15 protein-coding genes are annotated in these 17,232 nt (G+C 59.3%); 5 read left to right on the top strand and 10 right to left on the bottom strand.

Going from position 1 to position 17,232, the window contains the following annotated elements; genetic code table 11:
• Positions 1–3: 3 nt before the first annotated feature.
• The 8 genes from F6S12_RS11815 to F6S12_RS11850 all read right to left on the bottom strand — a co-directional run bounded on the left by F6S12_RS11815 (position 4) and on the right by F6S12_RS11850 (position 9,251).
• Positions 4–984, bottom strand: coding sequence for a two-component system response regulator (locus F6S12_RS11815; protein WP_011061275.1), 981 nt, complete (start codon positions 982–984; stop codon positions 4–6).
• A gap of 99 nt (positions 985–1,083) precedes the next feature.
• Complete coding sequence (locus F6S12_RS11820) at positions 1,084–2,334, bottom strand: TIGR02270 family protein (protein WP_315868924.1); 1,251 nt, start codon at positions 2,332–2,334, stop codon at positions 1,084–1,086.
• Positions 2,335–2,358: 24 nt separating this feature from the next.
• A complete protein-coding gene (locus F6S12_RS11825) occupies positions 2,359–3,240 on the bottom strand; it encodes a hypothetical protein (protein WP_077934129.1) in 882 nt (293 codons plus the stop codon).
• 27 nt (positions 3,241–3,267) lie between these two features.
• The gene (locus tag F6S12_RS11830) at positions 3,268–4,380 is read right to left on the bottom strand and encodes a PAAR-like domain-containing protein (protein ID WP_073698940.1); all 1,113 of its coding nucleotides are present in this window, start codon (positions 4,378–4,380) and stop codon (positions 3,268–3,270) included.
• Positions 4,380–5,420, bottom strand: coding sequence for a 3-oxoacyl-ACP synthase (locus F6S12_RS11835; RefSeq protein ID WP_092214881.1), 1,041 nt, complete (start codon positions 5,418–5,420; stop codon positions 4,380–4,382). The genes F6S12_RS11830 and F6S12_RS11835 overlap by 1 nt, the downstream gene beginning before the upstream one ends.
• Positions 5,417–6,529 (bottom strand): DUF2169 domain-containing protein, encoded by a 1,113-nt coding sequence (locus F6S12_RS11840; RefSeq protein WP_011061290.1) that lies wholly within the window; start codon positions 6,527–6,529, stop codon positions 5,417–5,419. The genes F6S12_RS11835 and F6S12_RS11840 overlap by 4 nt, the downstream gene beginning before the upstream one ends.
• Positions 6,530–6,543: 14 nt before the next feature.
• The gene (locus tag F6S12_RS11845; protein WP_019095552.1) at positions 6,544–6,990 is read right to left on the bottom strand and encodes a DUF6484 domain-containing protein; all 447 of its coding nucleotides are present in this window, start codon (positions 6,988–6,990) and stop codon (positions 6,544–6,546) included.
• An 11-nt stretch (positions 6,991–7,001) separates the two neighbouring features.
• Positions 7,002–9,251, bottom strand: coding sequence for a type VI secretion system Vgr family protein (locus tag F6S12_RS11850; protein ID WP_161466827.1), 2,250 nt, complete (start codon positions 9,249–9,251; stop codon positions 7,002–7,004).
• Positions 9,252–9,860: 609 nt separating this feature from the next.
• Here F6S12_RS11850 and F6S12_RS11855 point away from each other — a divergent pair.
• On the top strand, positions 9,861–11,552 hold the full coding sequence (locus tag F6S12_RS11855; protein WP_011061293.1) for a SulP family inorganic anion transporter: 1,692 nt from the start codon (positions 9,861–9,863) through the stop codon (positions 11,550–11,552).
• Between the two features lie 72 nt (positions 11,553–11,624).
• Here F6S12_RS11855 and F6S12_RS11860 read toward each other — a convergent pair whose 3' ends face one another.
• Entirely contained in the window at positions 11,625–12,284 is a 660-nt protein-coding gene (locus F6S12_RS11860; protein WP_161466828.1) for a hypothetical protein, read from the bottom strand.
• 338 nt (positions 12,285–12,622) lie between these two features.
• Between F6S12_RS11860 and F6S12_RS11865 the strand changes: the two genes are divergently transcribed.
• The 4 genes from F6S12_RS11865 (at position 12,623) to F6S12_RS11880 (ending at position 15,765) form a co-directional block, all read left to right on the top strand.
• On the top strand, positions 12,623–13,483 hold the full coding sequence (locus tag F6S12_RS11865; RefSeq protein WP_161466829.1) for an RNA ligase family protein: 861 nt from the start codon (positions 12,623–12,625) through the stop codon (positions 13,481–13,483).
• A gap of 14 nt (positions 13,484–13,497) precedes the next feature.
• A complete protein-coding gene (locus F6S12_RS11870; RefSeq protein WP_053151674.1) occupies positions 13,498–14,643 on the top strand; it encodes an AAA family ATPase in 1,146 nt (381 codons plus the stop codon).
• A 101-nt stretch (positions 14,644–14,744) separates the two neighbouring features.
• Complete coding sequence (locus F6S12_RS11875; RefSeq protein ID WP_315868925.1) at positions 14,745–15,149, top strand: hypothetical protein; 405 nt, start codon at positions 14,745–14,747, stop codon at positions 15,147–15,149.
• Between the two features lie 103 nt (positions 15,150–15,252).
• Positions 15,253–15,765, top strand: coding sequence for an Imm15 family immunity protein (locus F6S12_RS11880; RefSeq protein WP_227454050.1), 513 nt, complete (start codon positions 15,253–15,255; stop codon positions 15,763–15,765).
• A 656-nt stretch (positions 15,766–16,421) separates the two neighbouring features.
• Here the strand turns inward: F6S12_RS11880 and F6S12_RS11885 are convergent.
• Complete coding sequence (locus F6S12_RS11885; protein WP_194237757.1) at positions 16,422–16,997, bottom strand: hypothetical protein; 576 nt, start codon at positions 16,995–16,997, stop codon at positions 16,422–16,424.
• Between the last annotated feature and the right edge of the window lie 235 nt (positions 16,998–17,232).

Consider the following 17,232-nt stretch of genomic DNA (forward strand, 5'->3'; position numbering starts at 1 on the left):
CATTCACCGGCCGAAAAAGCTCTGTGACGAACTCAGCAAGGCCGCCGACAGCGGCTCCGGGTCGCCGGCGATGCACTGCTCGAACCCGGGCTGGCGGTACATCTGGCCCATGGCTTGCGCATGCCGACTGTGGAGGTCCTCGGTGCTGGCCTGGAGCAGGCTCAGGTGGTAGTTCAGTGCCAGGGCGAACAGACGGGCCGACAGGGACAACCGCTCGCAGGTGTCCAGCTCGCCAGGGCCCTTGAGCAAGGCATCGGCGTGAGTGATTTTCCAGGCAAGGTTGAGGATCGGGTCTTCCGGCTCGGCGTGGGCGAGAATCTCTTCAATCAGCAGCCTGCTGTGACCCAGGGCCTGATCGATACGGCTGCCCGGCTGATTGAGGCCCATCAGCGCCAGGCAGGCAGCGCTGCGCAAGGCCGCGGGGTCGCGCCGGCTCGGGCTGCTGCGCAGCAGAATCGACAGGGTATCGAGCAGGGCCTGGAGGCGAATCTGCGGATTGCCGGCCAGTTGCAGGGTCAACGCACTGACAAAACCATCGCGCATGTCGCTGCCGGCGCAAGGTCCGGCCACCGCTTGCAGGTCATGCAGGGGTTTGTTGCGGTAGCCCAGTTGCGTTGCCACCCGGGCCAGTACCACAGGGGGCGAAATCGGCTTGGCGATGTAATCGGCGGCGCCCAGCAGCAGCCCCAGGCGTTCGTCTTCGACGCTGCTGCGCGAGGTCAGGAAAATCACCGGAATGGCTGCAGTCGCCGGATGACTCTTGAGCTCGCTGAGCACCTGGAAGCCATCCATCTCCGGCATCAGGATGTCGAGAATGATCAGATCGGGGCTGGCACTGCGAGCCAGGGCCAGGCCACGTTCGCTGTTCTTTGCCAGCAGCACTTCATATTCGGCGGTCAGGGTTTTCGACAGCACGATCAACGATTGCGGATCATCGTCGATGGCCAGGAGCGTATAGGGCTTGGGAACATGCTCTGCGGGCATGACGAGGGGGCCTGAACAAAATAGGCCGGCAGTCTAGCGTATTTGGTTTATGGGCACCTAGCGTCCAGCTGCCGCAGTCGAAGAGAATGAATCGCCTGCTCATCCTCCGGACAACAACCGCTTTTGCCGCCAGGCCGGTGCGCTGGTGGGAAAAAGCACTTCGGTCGGCCGGAAGCGGGCGATGCCGTAGGCGGCGGCAATACGCTGGCGTTGCTGGCCCCGGACAAGCGCTTGCTGAAAACTGCTTTCGCGCTGCGCCAGCCCCAGCACATAGCCCACGCCCGCCTGGAAATCACCTCCATGGGCCTGCCACCAGGCTGCGATCAACTGCGGGTCGGGCCAGGGTAGATTCTCATCGGGGTCCATGGCGACATTGGCATCCTCAGGGTCGTCGTTCGGGCCTGCATCGAAATCCGGCAGGTCCTGCAATTCCAGATCGAGTAACGCCAGGTCTGCCCCAGTAATCTGGCTGAAGGCCTCGCCGGCGACGCGGGCATGAGGCAGGTCGCTCATCTGCTGGATCAGCCAGGGCACGCTGACCGGGTCGCCCAGCAGCCCAACGGCCTGGATGCCGACGCGCTGTTGCTCGGGGTTCTGTATCAACTGGCGTATCCAGGCGATGCTGTGCTCACGCCTTTGCCAGGCCAGCAGTACACAGAGCGCGCGGTACTGGAACTGGCCCGGTTGCTCGGCGAACTGCCGCAGCGGCTCCAGCGCCTCCTCGTCGCCCATCTGCGCGGTGGCCCAATTGGCCCAAAAGCGCGTGGCGGTGTCCTGGTGTTGCCGGTGGGTGCGAATTGTCGGCATCAGGTCACGACGGCGCAGTTCGCCGGCAGTGCGGGCGGCACGTGCCAGGACGCTTGGGTCGGCGTGGGAAAGTCCGGTAAGCAGGGCAGGGCCGGGGTCATGGCGGTGCATGCCACAGGCGGCCAGGCCGAAGCGCAGAAACAGGGGGTCGGGGGAGGCGAGCAGGCGATCAACCCAGGGCGATACCCACTTCCAGTCGAGCCAACCCAAGGCCATCAGGTAGCCGCTCTCCGTTTCTACGGCACTTCGCAAATGCTCGCTGAGCCGTGACAACACCTGTGCGTTACCCGCCTCGAAGGCCAGCACCACACTGGCGAACAGCTCGCCAATGGCGTGTGGCCCAAGTTGAGCCAACAGGGTTTCCAGGCCGCAGGTGCCGGCGACTCGAAGGCCGTCAAGGTGGGCGTCGATGCGCTCGTCGAGTTGGCTGAGGTGGTCGAAGTCGTAGTGCGGTGCGCCCAGGGCATAGTCCCGCAGGACGGCGAGGAAGCTGGCTTCTTCGACATGTTGATCCAGAATCAGCGGAATCAAGTTCGAGTACATTTCAAAGTCTTGAGAAATAGTGAGTTAAGCAAGTTTCCTCCAGCTCTGCCCGTCATGTACCAAGATATCCTTTTGGCCAACAGACCAAAGCGCCCCGTTTTTAGCGGAAAGACAGTAGCAAGTATTGGGCTTTGGCATGTTCCAGTTGATTGGCCGCAAAGAACTTTCATCGAGAACGTATACTTCGAACAAGGTGGCTAAATAGATTTTTCCTTGGTGTTCAGCAATGCTCCAGAAATCATCGGTGAACTCTTCGAGATCGATAATTTCCCATGTGTCCGCTCTGCCACGCAGCAAAGTGCCTTGGCGGCCACATAAATAACAATAACCATCAGAGGCGCATATCAATGCAGTTATTTTAAAGTTGGTTGGACTGTCGACTTGCCGCCAGTTGCCTTGCTCCCGCAGCCATATTTCTCCCTTCCAGCCGGCGGCATAGATTTCATCATTGGAGAAACCGCCCAGTGCTTCGAAGCCAAAAACACTGTCTTTACTCGTAGGCTTTGGGGCATGTACAGGCTGCCAGGCAGAAGATCCATGGCGTACATACACTTCTCGGGACACTCCGCACAAGTAGGTATATTCGCCTATCGAGCTTATCCCTCTGAGCATTAGCGGTGGCGGATCCATTTGCGACAAGCTGAGGGTCGAGCCGAGATAGCCTTCCCCGATTTCACCCTCTTCGGATATTGCCAGCATCTGTTGTGACCGGTCGGTGGTCATGGCAACGGTATCCCAAGTCGCCTCGCCAACTTCTCGCCACTTTCCAGAGTTGTACTCCAGGAAAATAGTGTGCGAAACATCCTGGGCTTCTAGTCCTATTTCCCGAAAAGCGAAAAAAGATTTTTGTGCGTCTACGGCGGCAACATAAGCGTAGTAATAATCTTCCAGCCATTCGTCAGCCATATGAATATCCGTTTATTGGGTGGTGGCTCAAGGGGAGGGTCTTCTCGCGGTACGGTTCAATACCGCTGGCTTACTTCTTCCGCTTGGTGAATGTTTTACTTTAGGGGGCTGCGTATTTGGCGGTAGCATTTTTTTATGCCCGTCGGCCAACTGTGCCGTGAGGCAGCGTTCGCTACAGTTTGACTCGGGAAACGCGCCACGAGTACTTTGGGCCGCCATGGAGGCCTCTTTACTGAATTCGCGCATATCGCCTTTCTTGACCCCAGCGATAACCCCCAGAGCTTTATGCTCGCTGTGTCGGACACCATGACTCCCATGAGTGTTCCCCCAGCCCTCAACGCACATACAAGGCGCCGTATCTTTCGAATACTCTTCCCAGCCGGGCTGGCGCTTGTTGTTACTGAACGCTCCTACAGAAAATGAGCTTTTCGGTATGACATGGTCAGGTGTTTGTGCTGGACAACATCCGGCTATACCTGCTTCGTCCTTAGGGCGGTACGGCACTAACTGACAGCGGCGAGCCGACAAGCATTTGTTTGCTTTGGCTCTTGTCGCTGTTTTGCTGGCCCAAGCGCTTTCATTGACCATTGCACCGCTCAGCTCGGCCTCTTTACAAACATTCTTTTCACCGTACGGTTTGTATTCCTGGCAGGATTTTCTTTCTCTTTTTTTCTCCCTTTTGCATTTTCCCTGGGTGCTCGGCGACATCTTGGAAAGGTGAGGCCAGGGAGGGGTATTACCTGGCTGTGAAGCATGGTTATGCGTCGTCATATCAAGGTGCCGTACTACGTTTTGACCTTCGAACTTCACATTCATCGACCAGGAAGTGAAGTACACCTTCCCCTTGATCTTGCTAGTGATGACCCCCTTCTTGGGCGCATTCCCAGCCTCATCCCCATAACTTGTCTTGAAGTAACTCTTGTCCTTGAGCATCACCTCTTTGCGGGTGATCTTGACCGTTCGTGTGCCCCGGGTGGTGTCCTTGGACATACCCGTATTGGGGTAGGGAATGGGTACCCCCATCGGTGTCGGCGGAGCCACGGGCGGGGTGAAGCAGACATCCGGAAAGCAGGCGACGGACTTGCCATCGGCCGCCTTGCAGGAAATCTCCATATTGTTGGCATACACCTCGTTGGCCATCAGGCAGCCCTCACGGTCTGGTAGCTGAGCAGGGCGGCGGCGCGTTGGCCGGCGTCGTTGCCGAGGTGGCAGAGGATATTCGGGCCGTCACCGTAGCCCTTGCGGCTGGCGGCCAAGGCCACGGCCAGCATCGTCGGGCCGATGGCGGCGCCGACTTCGCCAATGCAGTCGGCCGGGTGCCAGAGGTGGAAGAACTCCTTGCGCACCCGCAGGGTACGGCTCAGGGCCAGGGAGGCTTCCTTGAAGTAGTACTGCTCGCCGGAGATGTCGGTGAGCCGATAATCCATTTGCTCCAACCCACAGCCAACCTCGCTCAGGGCAGCGCGTACGGCTTGAGTCAGGCCTTCAGCACGCAGGGGAGTACCTTCGGCCTCCACGGTGGCCTTCTCCACGCCGAACCCCAGGCCGAGGCAGGCCAATTGCGGTTCTTCGCTGGCAACGGGGGCGGCCAGCACCACGGCGGCGGCACCTTCGCCGGGGATAAATCCGTTGGAGTTCTGGCTAGTGAGCAGGCGTTCGCGTGCTTCGAAAGCGGCCAGCGTCGGTCCATTCAAGAAGGAGTCGACGCCGGCAATCAGCACGTGGCGATGGCCGCCTTGGTAGATCAGCGTACGCGCATCAAGCAGGGCCACGGCAGCGCTGACCCGTCCATAGGCGATGACGTTGGAACTGGGATGAAAGCGCAGGCCCAATTCGGCTTCGATGGCGTGCAGCAGCCCCTTATCGAGGCCGTCGAGGCGGCCGGGGCGCTCGACTTCCGCCACCCCCAGCAGCAGCGGGGTCTTTTCCGGGTCGACGTTAGGGGTGCTTTGCAGCGCCTCGGCGATGGCGCAGGCGGCCATCTTGATCAGTTTGCTGCGCCCACGCCAGGGCTGCTCCAGAGGCACGCTGGCAGCGATCAGCCATTCGCCGCCGCAGTCGATGAAGCGGGTTTCCTGGAAGTTATCGATAGCGCAGCGAATCGCCGCGCAGCTCGCGGGTGCGCTGAGGCCAACGGCGCTGACCATGCCGGAACCGATGATGCAAAGTGCAGTCATCAGTCTGTCTCCTCGGGGGCGTGCCTGGCTTTTACCAGGGAGGAGAGCGACGGGTAGTAATCCTTGCCCAGTTCGCGGGCGCGCCACCAGCCTGTGGACATAGTGCCGACCAGCACCTGAGCGATCTCGAACATGTTGTGTCGTAGTGCACGGGAGACACGCCAGGTCAGTTGCACCTGGAGCGCGTCTGTGTCGATCAGCAGGGTATCGATCACCGCCTGCACAGTCTCGTGACCGCCTTTTTTCAGAAAGAAGGTCACCGGCACGTCCATTTCGGGGATGCGAAAGCCCGCGCGCTCCTGGCGTGTGAGGTTGAGCAGCAACACATCCTCGCCGCCACGCAGGTAAGGAATCTGCTGATCGTCAGGGGCCGCCTGAAAGTAGCGACGGTCGAAATCTCCCGGCAGAAACGGAAAGCGGTCGGCCAGCCAGGCATCGTCGTAAGTGCCAGCGAAGCGAGCACGTTGCGGCCAGCTGCGGCCGATGGGGCCAAGGGCCATAGGACGGAAGTCGCCAGAGGGACTGTCGATCGCCTTGCCCAATTCCTCGGTGCTCGGCATCGGCATGCCGACGATGGCAGCACTACCCATGCGGCTTGGAAACCAGCCACAACCGGTCGGATTGTCCAGGTAGCTGTAACGCAATTCGGAGTCTTCCGCCATCGGATGGCTGCCGCCAAAGGCCTGGGCATAAGAGATGTCCTGCTCGATGAAGGGCTGCGGCAAGCCGGGAGAAACGCCCAGTAGCCCCAATTGCCATTGTCGGGGGCCGAGCACGGAAAAGGCCTTGCTCATCTGACCGACGCGAATGCCCGCAGCCATCTGGCTCACGGGTCGCCCGCCTGGGGCATAGGCCTTGCCGCGCACCAGCACGTCGCAGAACGGCTTGACCGGTGCGAAGTCCATTTCCTGCAGCGGGGCGCTGAGACCGGGTTCGCCGAGGAAGGTATCGGCCATCAGCAGCGGTTGCTGGGTCTCGGCCAGGGTCGCCGCACGGCCGTCCAGCGGCAGATTAAACGTGCCTTTGACCACCACCACCAGGGATTCGCGGCCATCGGGCTCCATGCCCTGGGTATAGGCAGCAAGCAGTTTGCTGGCGTTGAGCAATTCCATAGGCGACTACCTGTCTAGTTGATCTGCACCGAACCACCCTTGATGCGGTTGACCCCGCTGGAGCGACTGGACAGGTAGGCGCCCTGGATGATCACTTTGCCCGCGCGGGTCAGGGTGATGCTGGCCTTGCCGCAACGCAGCACGATCTCGCGTTCGGCGCGCAGTTCCAGGCGCTGGTCGTCCAGTTGCACGCTGGCAACCGGTTCGGGTGCCATGGCCTGGCTCAGCAGGCGGCCGATCACTAGCGGGCGGGAAGGGTCGCCATCTTCGAACATCAGCGCCACTTGGCTGCCGATGTCTTCAGGGGAGAGCAGGGTGGTGCTGCGGGCGGCGATGCTCTGTTGCTCGGGGCAGCCGGGGTAGGTCACCCAGGGCGCACTGGCCTGTGGCAGGTCGAGCAGTACACCGACGACTACGCCATCGATGCGGGCCTGCGTGGGCAGTGAGTATTGAACCGTCATACGCGTTACTCCTAGTTTTGCAGGATCTTGCGTCCCTTGATCACCACGTTCTTGTTGGCCTTGATGTTGATCACGCCAGAGCCGTCTATGGTGATGTCCTTGCCGCTGATGCTGATGGTGCCGTCCTTCTTCATGACGATGCTGGCTTTGCCGGTCATGATGGTCACCGAGTCACCGGCATCGATGACAAGGTTCTTGCCCACCGTCAGCTCATCGTCCTTGCCGATATCGGTCGTGCGTCCTGCGCCGACCTGGCGCGATTCGTTGTCTCTTACCGTCGTTGAAAGATTGGCTCCGACGTCCACCGAGCGGTTGGTGCCCACATTGGTCGACTGGTAGAGGCCCACGTTGACGTTTTGGTAGGCCCCGACATTCACCGTTTGAAAGGCACCGATGACAACTTCCTGCGCGGCGCCGATGGCGATCGTCTCGTTGATACCTACCGCATGGGTGCGTTGCAGGGCCACGGTCGCGGTTTCGCTGGCGCCCACGCTGATGGTGCGGTTGAGGCCTATGCTGATCGTCTCGTTACTGCCGACGCTTTCGGTACGGTTGACGCCAATGCTGATGTCCTCGTTGTTGCCCACGCTTTCGGTGCGGTTGACGCCGATGGTGATGGTCTCGTTGTGATCGACGGTTTCGGTGCGGTCGTGTTTGACATGCACAGTCTCGTCGTTATCGATGGTCTTGCTGCGGTCGTGGCCGACCCAGTGGGTCTCGTCGTTCTCGACCTCGATGTCCTGGTTCTTCTCGGCATGGATAAACAGTTGCTCTGCACCTTTCTTGTCCTCCATGCGGATTTCATTGAAGTTGGCCGGTGAGCCGTCCTTGCTCGAACGGCTTTTCACCCCGCTCTGAGTGGCATTGGCCGGTAGCGTGTAGGGCACGGTCTGTTCGGCGTTGTAGACGCGGCCAGTGATGATCGGCCGATCCGGGTTGCCTTCGATGAAACTGACGATCACTTCCTGACCGATTCGCGGGATCTGCACCGCCCCCCAGTTCTTGCCGGCCCAGGCCTGGGACACGCGCATCCAGCAGGAGCTATTGGCATTGGACTGGTCGTGGCGGTCCCAGTAGAAATGCACTTTGACCCGGCCATACTGGTCGGTCCAGATCTCCTCGCCATCGGGGCCGACCACCACGGCGGTCTGCGGCCCGCGAACAATGGGCATGGGGGTCAGGGGAAGAGGGCGGAAGGCCTGGCTGGCATCCATGCAGTCCAGCTCGCTGGTGAACTGCTCGGACAGGTCCAGCTGCGCATTTTCATAGAGTTCCTGGCGGATCTGATAGCGTGCGAACACCACCAGGTATTCGCGGTTCTGGTCCTCGCGCTCGTAGCCGGTCAGCTTGAACAAATGGCCGCAGCCCAGCCCGCGGGCGCGGCCGCGCAGCTGCACGCGCTCGAACTGGCTGTGAATGGCTTCGATGCGGGTACGCGCGTAGTGCTCGCCGTCGTTGCTCTGAACGTATTCACCGGGGTAGTCGTAGAGCGGGTGGTCGCCGTTGCTGTGACTGCGCGACACACTGGAGCGCACCTCCAGTCTGGCGCGGGGGCGCTTGAAGTCGTAGTCGTTTAGCTCCAGAGAACCGGGTTGGACTTCCCGCTCCAGTTGCCAATCGTAGAAATGGTCGCGCTCGCGCATTTGCCGATCGGGCGGGTAGAAGGGCACCGAGTCATAGTCGGCCACCGTGGAGTGGGCGCCATAGGCGTCGGCAAACACCAGTACATGACGCGCCTGCTCATGGCGAAAGTAGTAATAGATGCCTTCGTGCTCCATCAACCGGCTGACGAAGTCAAAGCTGGTTTCACGGTACTGCACGCAATATTCCCACTCGCGGTAGTTGCCGCTCAGGCTGTCTTCGAAATCGGAGAAACCGAGGTCGCGGAACACCTGCTTGATGATCTCCGGCACCGTTTTGTTCTGGAAAATCCGGCAGTCCGAAGTGCGCGTGAGCAGCCATAACCAGGGCCGCAGGCTGACGCGGTAGCCGGCGAACTGACCGTGGCCGTTCACTTGCCGGCAGCTGCAGACAACGCCGTGGAAATAGCGTTTGCTGCCGTCGTGCAGCTCCAGGGTCAGGCCCATCGGCTTGCCCAGCAACTGGTCGAATGTGATCGCTCGGTTTTCGGAGGTGAGGTCCAATTCGTAGTGGAACAATCGCCCCAGCTCTTCGTTGCCTTCCATGCTCTGCAGCAACAGGACATCGCCGCCGAGGGGACTGTCGACCTGCACCAAACGGTTGTTTTGCGTTATTGCCATAAACGACTTCCTCTGGCTCGTGTTCGGGCGTCAGTCGTCCGTCTCGCGGGGTCAGGGGAAATCGTGTCCATCCATCGCGGTACATCCACCACAGAGATGATCTCCATATCGGCCTCATAGGCACTCAGTCAAAGCGAACGTACGAGTCAATCCGGCTTCTGCGGATTAACCTTCTGTCCAGAGCCACTTGGGCGTCACCTCTAACAATTTCGGTTAAAGTCTTAGCGCGGTTTAATCCTAGTCAAGAAACTCTCCGACCAATGGAGCGAACACCGAGCCGTTTCAAGGTAGGTGACCGACGGTCATTTGCTGCCTGGCTACGAGCGCGACGACATGCACCGGGAGGTGGCGCGTCATCAAGGCAACTCGCCGTTATAGCTGGCTTGGCGTCCCATGAATGGGAGAGGTTGTTCATCTATAGCGGCCCAAGCTCACCACCACCTGCGCCTCAGCGGGTTGCCCATGGCCAAGCACCTGGGTGAATCGAAGCAAAAGCTGCTCCAGCTCATGGCGCTAAGTTGCCCGATTCGCTTGAATAACGCCCCGCGTCGCCTTGCCAAACAAGCGCGCAGCCAAAGAATAAAACGGAATATTTCGAAAGGACCCGGCATGTCGTTATCCCGCTGTCTATCTGGCCTGTCCAACTTGCTGCACTACCGCCGCGAATGGTTGCGCGCCGACCTGCGGGCCGGCTTGTCCGTGGCGGCTATCCAGATCCCGATCGCCATCGCCTATGCGCAGATTGTCGGCCTGCCACCGCAGTACGGGCTTTACGCCTGTGTGCTGCCGATGATCGTCTATGCCTTGATCGGCAGCTCGCGGCAACTGATGGTCGGCCCCGATGCCGCCACTTGCGCCATGCTCGGCGGGGCCGTGGCGCCTTTGGCCATGGGCGACCTGCAGCGTACCGTCGAATTGTCGATGATCGTCACCGTGCTGGTGGGCCTGATGCTGATTGCCGCCGGGATCGCCCGGGCGGGTTTTATCGCCAGCTTCTTCTCGCGGCCGATCCTCATCGGCTACCTCAACGGCATCGGTCTGAGCCTGATCGCCGGGCAAATGGGCAAGGTGGTGGGCTTCAAGATCGAAGGCGACGGCTTCATCCTGGGGCTGGCGGACTTTCTCCAGCGCCTGGGGGAGATCCATGGCCTGACCCTGGCCGTCGGCCTGGCCAGCCTGGGCCTTTTGATCTGGCTGCCGCGACGCTATCCGCGCGTACCTGCGGCGCTGCTGACGGTGGCGCTGTTTACCTTGCTGGCCGGGCTATTGGGCTTCGACCGCCTCGGAGTGGCGATCCTCGGTCATGTGCCGGCCGGGATGCCGGAGTTGTCCTGGCCCAAGACCACCCTGGAGGAAAGCAAGAGCCTGCTGCGCGACGCGCTGGGCATCGCTACCGTGAGTTTCTGCAGCGCCATGCTCACTGCCCGCAGCTTCGCCGCGCGCCATGGCTACGCGATCAACGCCAACCATGAATTCATCGCCCTGGGCCTGAGCAACCTGGCCGCCGGTGCCTCCCAGGGCTTTGCCATCAGCGGTGCGGATTCGCGTACCGCGGTCAATGACATGGCCGGAGGCAAGAGCCAGCTGGTGGGCATCATCGCCGCCCTGGCGATTGCGCTGATTCTGCTGTTTTTCACCGCGCCCATGGCGTGGATTCCGCAGCCGGCCCTGGGCGCGGTGCTGTTGATGGCGGGCTGGGGCTTGCTCGACGTCAAGTCCCTGAAGCAAATCTACCGACTCAGCCGCTTCGAGTTCTGGCTGTGCCTGCTGACCACCGTCAGTGTGCTGGGGCTGGGCGTGCTGCCGGGCATCATGTTCGCCGTGACCCTGGCCATCCTGCGCCTGCTGTACAGCATCTACCAACCCACCGACGCGGTGCTGGGCTGGATGCCCGGCATCGAAGGCCAGGTGGACATCCGCCAGTACCCGCAAGCCCGCACTGTGCCCGGCCTGGTGGTGTATCGCTTCGACGACGCGATCCTGTTCTTCAACGCTGACTATTTCAAGATGCGCCTGCTGGACACTGTGCAGCGCGAGAGCCAACCCGAGGTGGTGCTGTTCGATGCCGAGGCGGTGACCGATATCGATGTCAGCGGCATCGCGGTGCTGCGGGAAATCCGCGAGACCCTGGCCGCCCAGGGCATCTACTTCGCTATCGCCCGTGCCCGCGGTACTTTCCTGGCGATGCTGGAACGTTCGGGGATGACCCGGGAAATGGACAGCCAGTTGCTGTTCGGTTCGGTGCGTTCGGGAATCAGGACCTACCGCATATGGCGCAACAGCATGCGCGGCAAGCAATGAAGCAGAGGAGGGTGACCGGCAGGGAGCAGCCCTGCCGGCGCTTGATCGAAGCTCAGCCAGGCTGGCCCGGCATCACTGGGTGATGGTCATGCTGCTGGTGGCCTGGACCGAGCCATAGCGGATGCGCGGATACGTCGGGTCGGCATAGCTGAAATCCATCACCGTGCCGACGGAGCCGAAGTACAGGGCCTGGCAATTGAAGTTCACCGCGACCTGGCCGCCGTAAGGGGTGACCCCGATGGCGACCTGGGTCGGCCCGGTCCATTCGATCTTGCAACCCAGCGTACCGCCTGCTGCGCCGGCATTGTATCCACGACAGTTCAAGGTGGCGTTGCCGTTGCTGGTATTGGGAAAGCCCGCCCATTTGGCGATGGCCAGGTTGGCCGAGCATGAAGTGTTGACGCTGCTGGCTCCCGGGGCGAGCTTGTAGACCCCCGACGGTGGCGCAAGCGTTGCCGTGACGGGCGTCAATGGCAGCGCGGCAAGGCTCGATGCCGCCTGGTTTTCCACCACGGTGGTGGGCGAGGGCGGGAGCTTGCACACCACCACGGCGCCGACGTCGTCGGACTTCTTCAACTCACCCAGCGCAGTGATATCGACGCCGCCCTTCGACTCGCAGAAGAGTTTGCGCAACTGGGCTTTCTCTTCGCTGTCAGCCATGGACGAGGCCTGGGCCAAAGGTGCAAGTGCCAGGCCAATGACTGCAGCCATCAGCACGCTTGAACGTTTCATGATCGATTCCTTATCGGGTTATGACTGGCTGCACCCTATGAGCCCCAGGCGATTTTTTTCATGACAAAAGCTCGGGTGTTTCGCGCAAGCAGGGGCGCTGGGGTTTTGTCCTCTCGGGGCTTGACCTGATGCCGCTATCTGCTGTTGAATGCGCGCCCTAAAGCCTCTGCAACCTTTTCTCCAAGTGGTGAAGCCAGTGCCCTACGCCAGCCAACACGCCTGATACCGACGACGGTCCATCCTGCCTGATGGCTGCCCGTGCCTACGCACGGCGGCGCTTCACTGCCATGCCTGCCTGATCCTGTCGTTGGTTTTTCTCTTTTTTCGAGGACAAACCCATGCACACGGATATTCGTGCCACCGCGCACAACCTGGAACTGCTCAAATACCCCCGTACGCCCCACCTGCAAGGCTCGCGCCTGCAAGATGGCGACACTGACACTGGCCAGGTGCACTATGGCGCCCTGGCCGGACAGTGGCTGGTGGTGGAAGAAAAACTCGATGGTGCCAACGCGGGCATCAGCTTTGGCGCAGGCGGCGAGTTGCTCCTGCAATCTCGCGGTCACTACCTCACCGGCGGTGGGCGCGAGCGCCAGTTCAATCTGTTCAAGCAGTGGGCCTCGGCCCATGAGCACTGGTTGCTGGAACGCCTGGAAGATCGCTTCGTGCTGTATGGCGAGTGGCTGCACAAGAAGCACTCGGTGTTCTACGACCACTTGCCACATTACTTCTGCGAGTTCGATGTGTGGGACCGCGCCACAGGGCTGTTCCTCTCCACCGCGGCGCGTCGGCGCCTGCTAGAAGGTGGGCCGGTGCTGTCGGTGCCTGTGCTGTACGAAGGCCCGGCACCGCGCCGGCATGCCGAGCTGCTAGCGCTGGTGGGCGATTCGCTGGCCAAGACCGCGCACTGGCGCCAGGTGTTCGAGCAAGTGGTGCACCGCGAAGGCCTCGACCTGGCCCGTGCCTGGCGTCAATGCGACCGCTCCAGCCGCATGGAGGGCCTGTACCTGAAGCTCGAGGACGAGCAGCAGACCCTCGGCCGGCTCAAGTGGGTACGCCAGGACTTCGTCCAGGCCATCCTCGATGCCGACCAGCACCATGCCAGCCAACCCTTTATCCCCAATCAACTGGCCGCCGGCGTCGACCTCTATGCCCCGCGCCTGTCCATGGACTGGCAGGGCCCACGCCACGGCTACTGAAGGAGCATCTCGAAATGGATATTCAACAACTGCGCCAACTGGTCCCCGAGCCGGGGCGCGATATGGACACCGCCGCCTGCCTGTCGGCCATTCCGGCCCTGGCGCGCCTGGCCGACACACCGCAGGACCCGATCTACCACGCCGAGGGCGATGTATGGATTCATACCCGCCTGGTGGTCGAAGCATTACTGGCCCAACCCGCCTACCAGCAGGCCAGCGCCGAGCAGCGCTTTGTGCTGTTCTTCGCGGCCCTGTTGCACGACATCGCCAAGCCCGACACCACGGTGATCGACAAGGATACCGGGCGTATCGGCCAGCCCGGTCATTCACGCCGGGGGGCGGTGGATGCGCGGCTGCTGTTGTGGCGCGCCGGTGTGCCGTTCGAGCTGCGCGAGCAGATCTGCCGCATCATCGCCGTGCACCAAGTGCCGTTTTTCGCCCTGCAGGGTGATCGCAGCGGCCGCAGCCCTGAGTTCCTGTTGCACAAACTGTCCTGGGAACTGCCGCTGTGGATGCTCTGTGCCGTCGCCGAGGCCGATATGCAGGGCCGCAACTACGCCGGCAAGGCCGATGTACTGGACGCCATCGAACTGTGGCGCGAACTGGCGCAGGAGGAGGGCTGCCTGCACGGACCGCGGGCCTTTGCCGACGACTACACACGCATTCAGTACCTGCGTGGCGCCCGGGTACATCCCGACTACCCGTTGCACGCGCCGCAGGGTTCGTCGGTGGTGATGCTCTCGGGCCTGCCGGCCAGCGGCAAGGACACCTGGACCGCACAGCATCACCCGGAGCTGCCGGTGGTGTCGTTCGACGACGCCCGCCAGGCCCTGGGCCTGCGCCATGGACAGAATGAAGGCGCCGCTGCGCATTACGCCATCGACCGGGCCAAGGCCTTGCTGCGAGAGCACAAACCCTTTGTGTGGAACTCGACGCACCTGTCGGCGCAGATGCGCAACCGCACCCTGGACTTGCTCTACGGCTACGGCGCGCAGGTGGAAATTCTCTACCTGGAGCGCCCCGAGGGCGAGATCATGCGGCGCAACCAGCAGCGCGACACCTCGCTGCGCAACGATGATATCCGCCGCATGCTGTTCAAGTGGGAAGTGCCACTGCCCACCGAGGCGCATCGGGTTGTTTATCAGGCGGTGACGGGGTGAGTGGTCCAGGGGGACATGGCGACGCGAGGCATGAGGCGTTTCAAACTCTATCCTCTTGAAAAAAACCAACTTGAAAGTCACGGCCAGAAATCACCAGGTAAATGAAAATGTCAGAAACTGCAGAAAAAATAAGTGAGGTATTACAAGCTTTTCACCGTTTTGAAGATGGCTTGCTATTGTCGTTCGAGTTTAATTTAGCGCCAGGCGAACGACTCGCAGCACAGGTGGTATTTCATGCCAGAGATCATCGTATTGATGGGGATGTTTGGAAGAAAGTCAAAGTGGTTGTCCGTGGCGTCGAAGAGCTGAGCGCGAAAGTTAGCGGTCATCAATTCAATTCAATTTGCTCGGGGGTTCGGCTGTTGAAGTTTGACGAGTATTGGTGTGTCGACATTGATGGAAATTACGCTTTGGATGCTGATCCAGCATCCATTGATCAAGTGCGCGAAGAAGGGGATCTATATGTTATTGGTCGTGATATTGAGGTTTATGAGCTTGAGGGCTAGGTGATACCAGTGAAAGTGGTTCTAGCCAGCACGCACCCTCGTTGATTGAACTTCCTGACGTTCCCCCCCGAACATCCTGCGACGGATGGAGTATCCCCTGGTAATGAAGCTTACAGATCTCTATAACAAGGTAATCAGTAAAGAGCCGTACAATGATATGGACGTGTTCTTCGAGAGCTATGAAAGCTTTGAAGAGATTCCGCTTGTATCAAGGTATGGTCGCTTAAAGCACCTGATGGATGAAATGAGCAGCGACGGGGTGTCTGATTTCCTGACAGGGCTCGCTTTGTTTGTTTTAAATACTTTAAGAGTCTTGGAGGTTTCAACAGGTAAAGATGTTTTTTTTGCCGTGACTTTTACAGACTTTGAAGGGCTGGCGCAGCAAGGTGTTCTCATACCCAATATTTTTATTTGCGCAAAGCCAGCTTCAGTCAGTTTTTTGGAAAAAGTACGAGAACATGATAGAGGGCTTGCGTCGAAGGAGATGAAGGAAGTGAAAAAACATTTTTCCAGCTGTGGGGCAGAAACTGCTTTTGATTTTTATGAAAGCAGATCTTATGACGCAGCTTGCGCTGAAGAAATTGTAAGGGTCTTTGCTGTACCCAGGACTTCATGAGAGTACAGGGTTCGTCAGCCAATCCGATTCGATGGTGAAGCACTCCAATGATGGGGTGGGAGCTATGCGATTGCTCGCTGCGTCACGTTCATGGGCTTGGTCGAAGCCTATAGGTGCAGATCGAGCCATCGGTGGATCTGAGCAGTGAGTGGTTTCGAAAACTGGAAATGACCAGCTCGGGTACGCCAATTCAAAGCGTCGAAAGCGCCCGGATGCGTGATCCAAGCCTGATAGCTGATCACAGCTCCTGTGAGCCTTGGAGTTATTATATTTAACATAATATACATTATGCGTAGATATGACATGTTCATGTGGGTCACGATACCCAAGAATTACCCAGGCTCAGCTGCAACGCTTCCTACCCTCAGGGACAGCTTCTGAAGCCAGGCTTCGATCACTCTGCTGTCGCTCGCGTCTGGGCCTTCGCAATGACATCCTGGACAAACGAATCCTGATTCCTTTTCTCCTTTTAGCCAACCCAGGACTTCACCGGCCCTGGGCCGAAAAACTTCCAGTTGCGTGACTCCCACGGATTCCGACCGCGCGTGAACATGTGGTGTGTGTCTTTCAAACTCAGGTGGTTGCTGACTGTGGCCCACCTGCATATCGAACTATTGAAGGTGGGCTTTGGCTAATTGCCGGGACGACCAAGGAATCTACCGACAGAGCTCTCTGTATCGATTCACGTTGGAAACTGCAGAGTCTAGTGTTGTTGTTTTGTATTTGTAGTAGTGGATTATATTCGCCTGGGCCGGTCCGACATTGCCGAAGTATTCTTCCCAGGCACTACTCTTGGTGAGCAAGTCAGAGAGCATGGTTCTCAAGTCGTTTTCCGTCCAGGCTGTCTTGTAGCCTTTAATCTCACCAGGGGCCGGGCTGTTATGTTTTACATAATTAACCAGCAGGTACTTTCCTTCGTAGGCCATAAACACCGTATACACGGTCCCTTGAGGGGCTGACTGCCTGTACCAAGGGATCACGACAAAATGATGAACCACTGGTCCCGTACTAAAGTGCCAAACAGCTGTCTCCGAGTGCAGGCCGCGAAATAAAAGAGCCTGATCGATTTGGTATTTCATGCTTCCGTTATTTGTAATGACATCGTTTCCAACATCATTTTGCACCTTCCCGTAGACAGCGCAGCTCATTTGAATGGGCACGGAAGGACAATCCTTCAGCCCCATGAGCGTTGCATTGTTTTCTATTGCCTTGACCAGATCTTCCCCTGTCATGTTTCTTGGCTCCTGCCCAGTTGTTCAATATGTATTTTAAATAATCGATATTGCTGCCCCTGGTGAGGATAGCTTCGATCTGCCCTTTATCAAATACACCTCGCCGCGGGTCTTGCCGAGTGCTGCCGGGTGTCGAGATATGGCTCGCGGGATGAGCTACCCTGCCCTGACAATATGACGCTTATAAATAACTAAACTAAATGAATATTTAGTTTAGTTATATTGGATATCAGGA

The sequence above is a fragment of the Pseudomonas sp. JV245A genome (assembly GCF_032424515.1).
GTDB lineage: Bacteria > Pseudomonadota > Gammaproteobacteria > Pseudomonadales > Pseudomonadaceae > Aquipseudomonas > Aquipseudomonas protegens.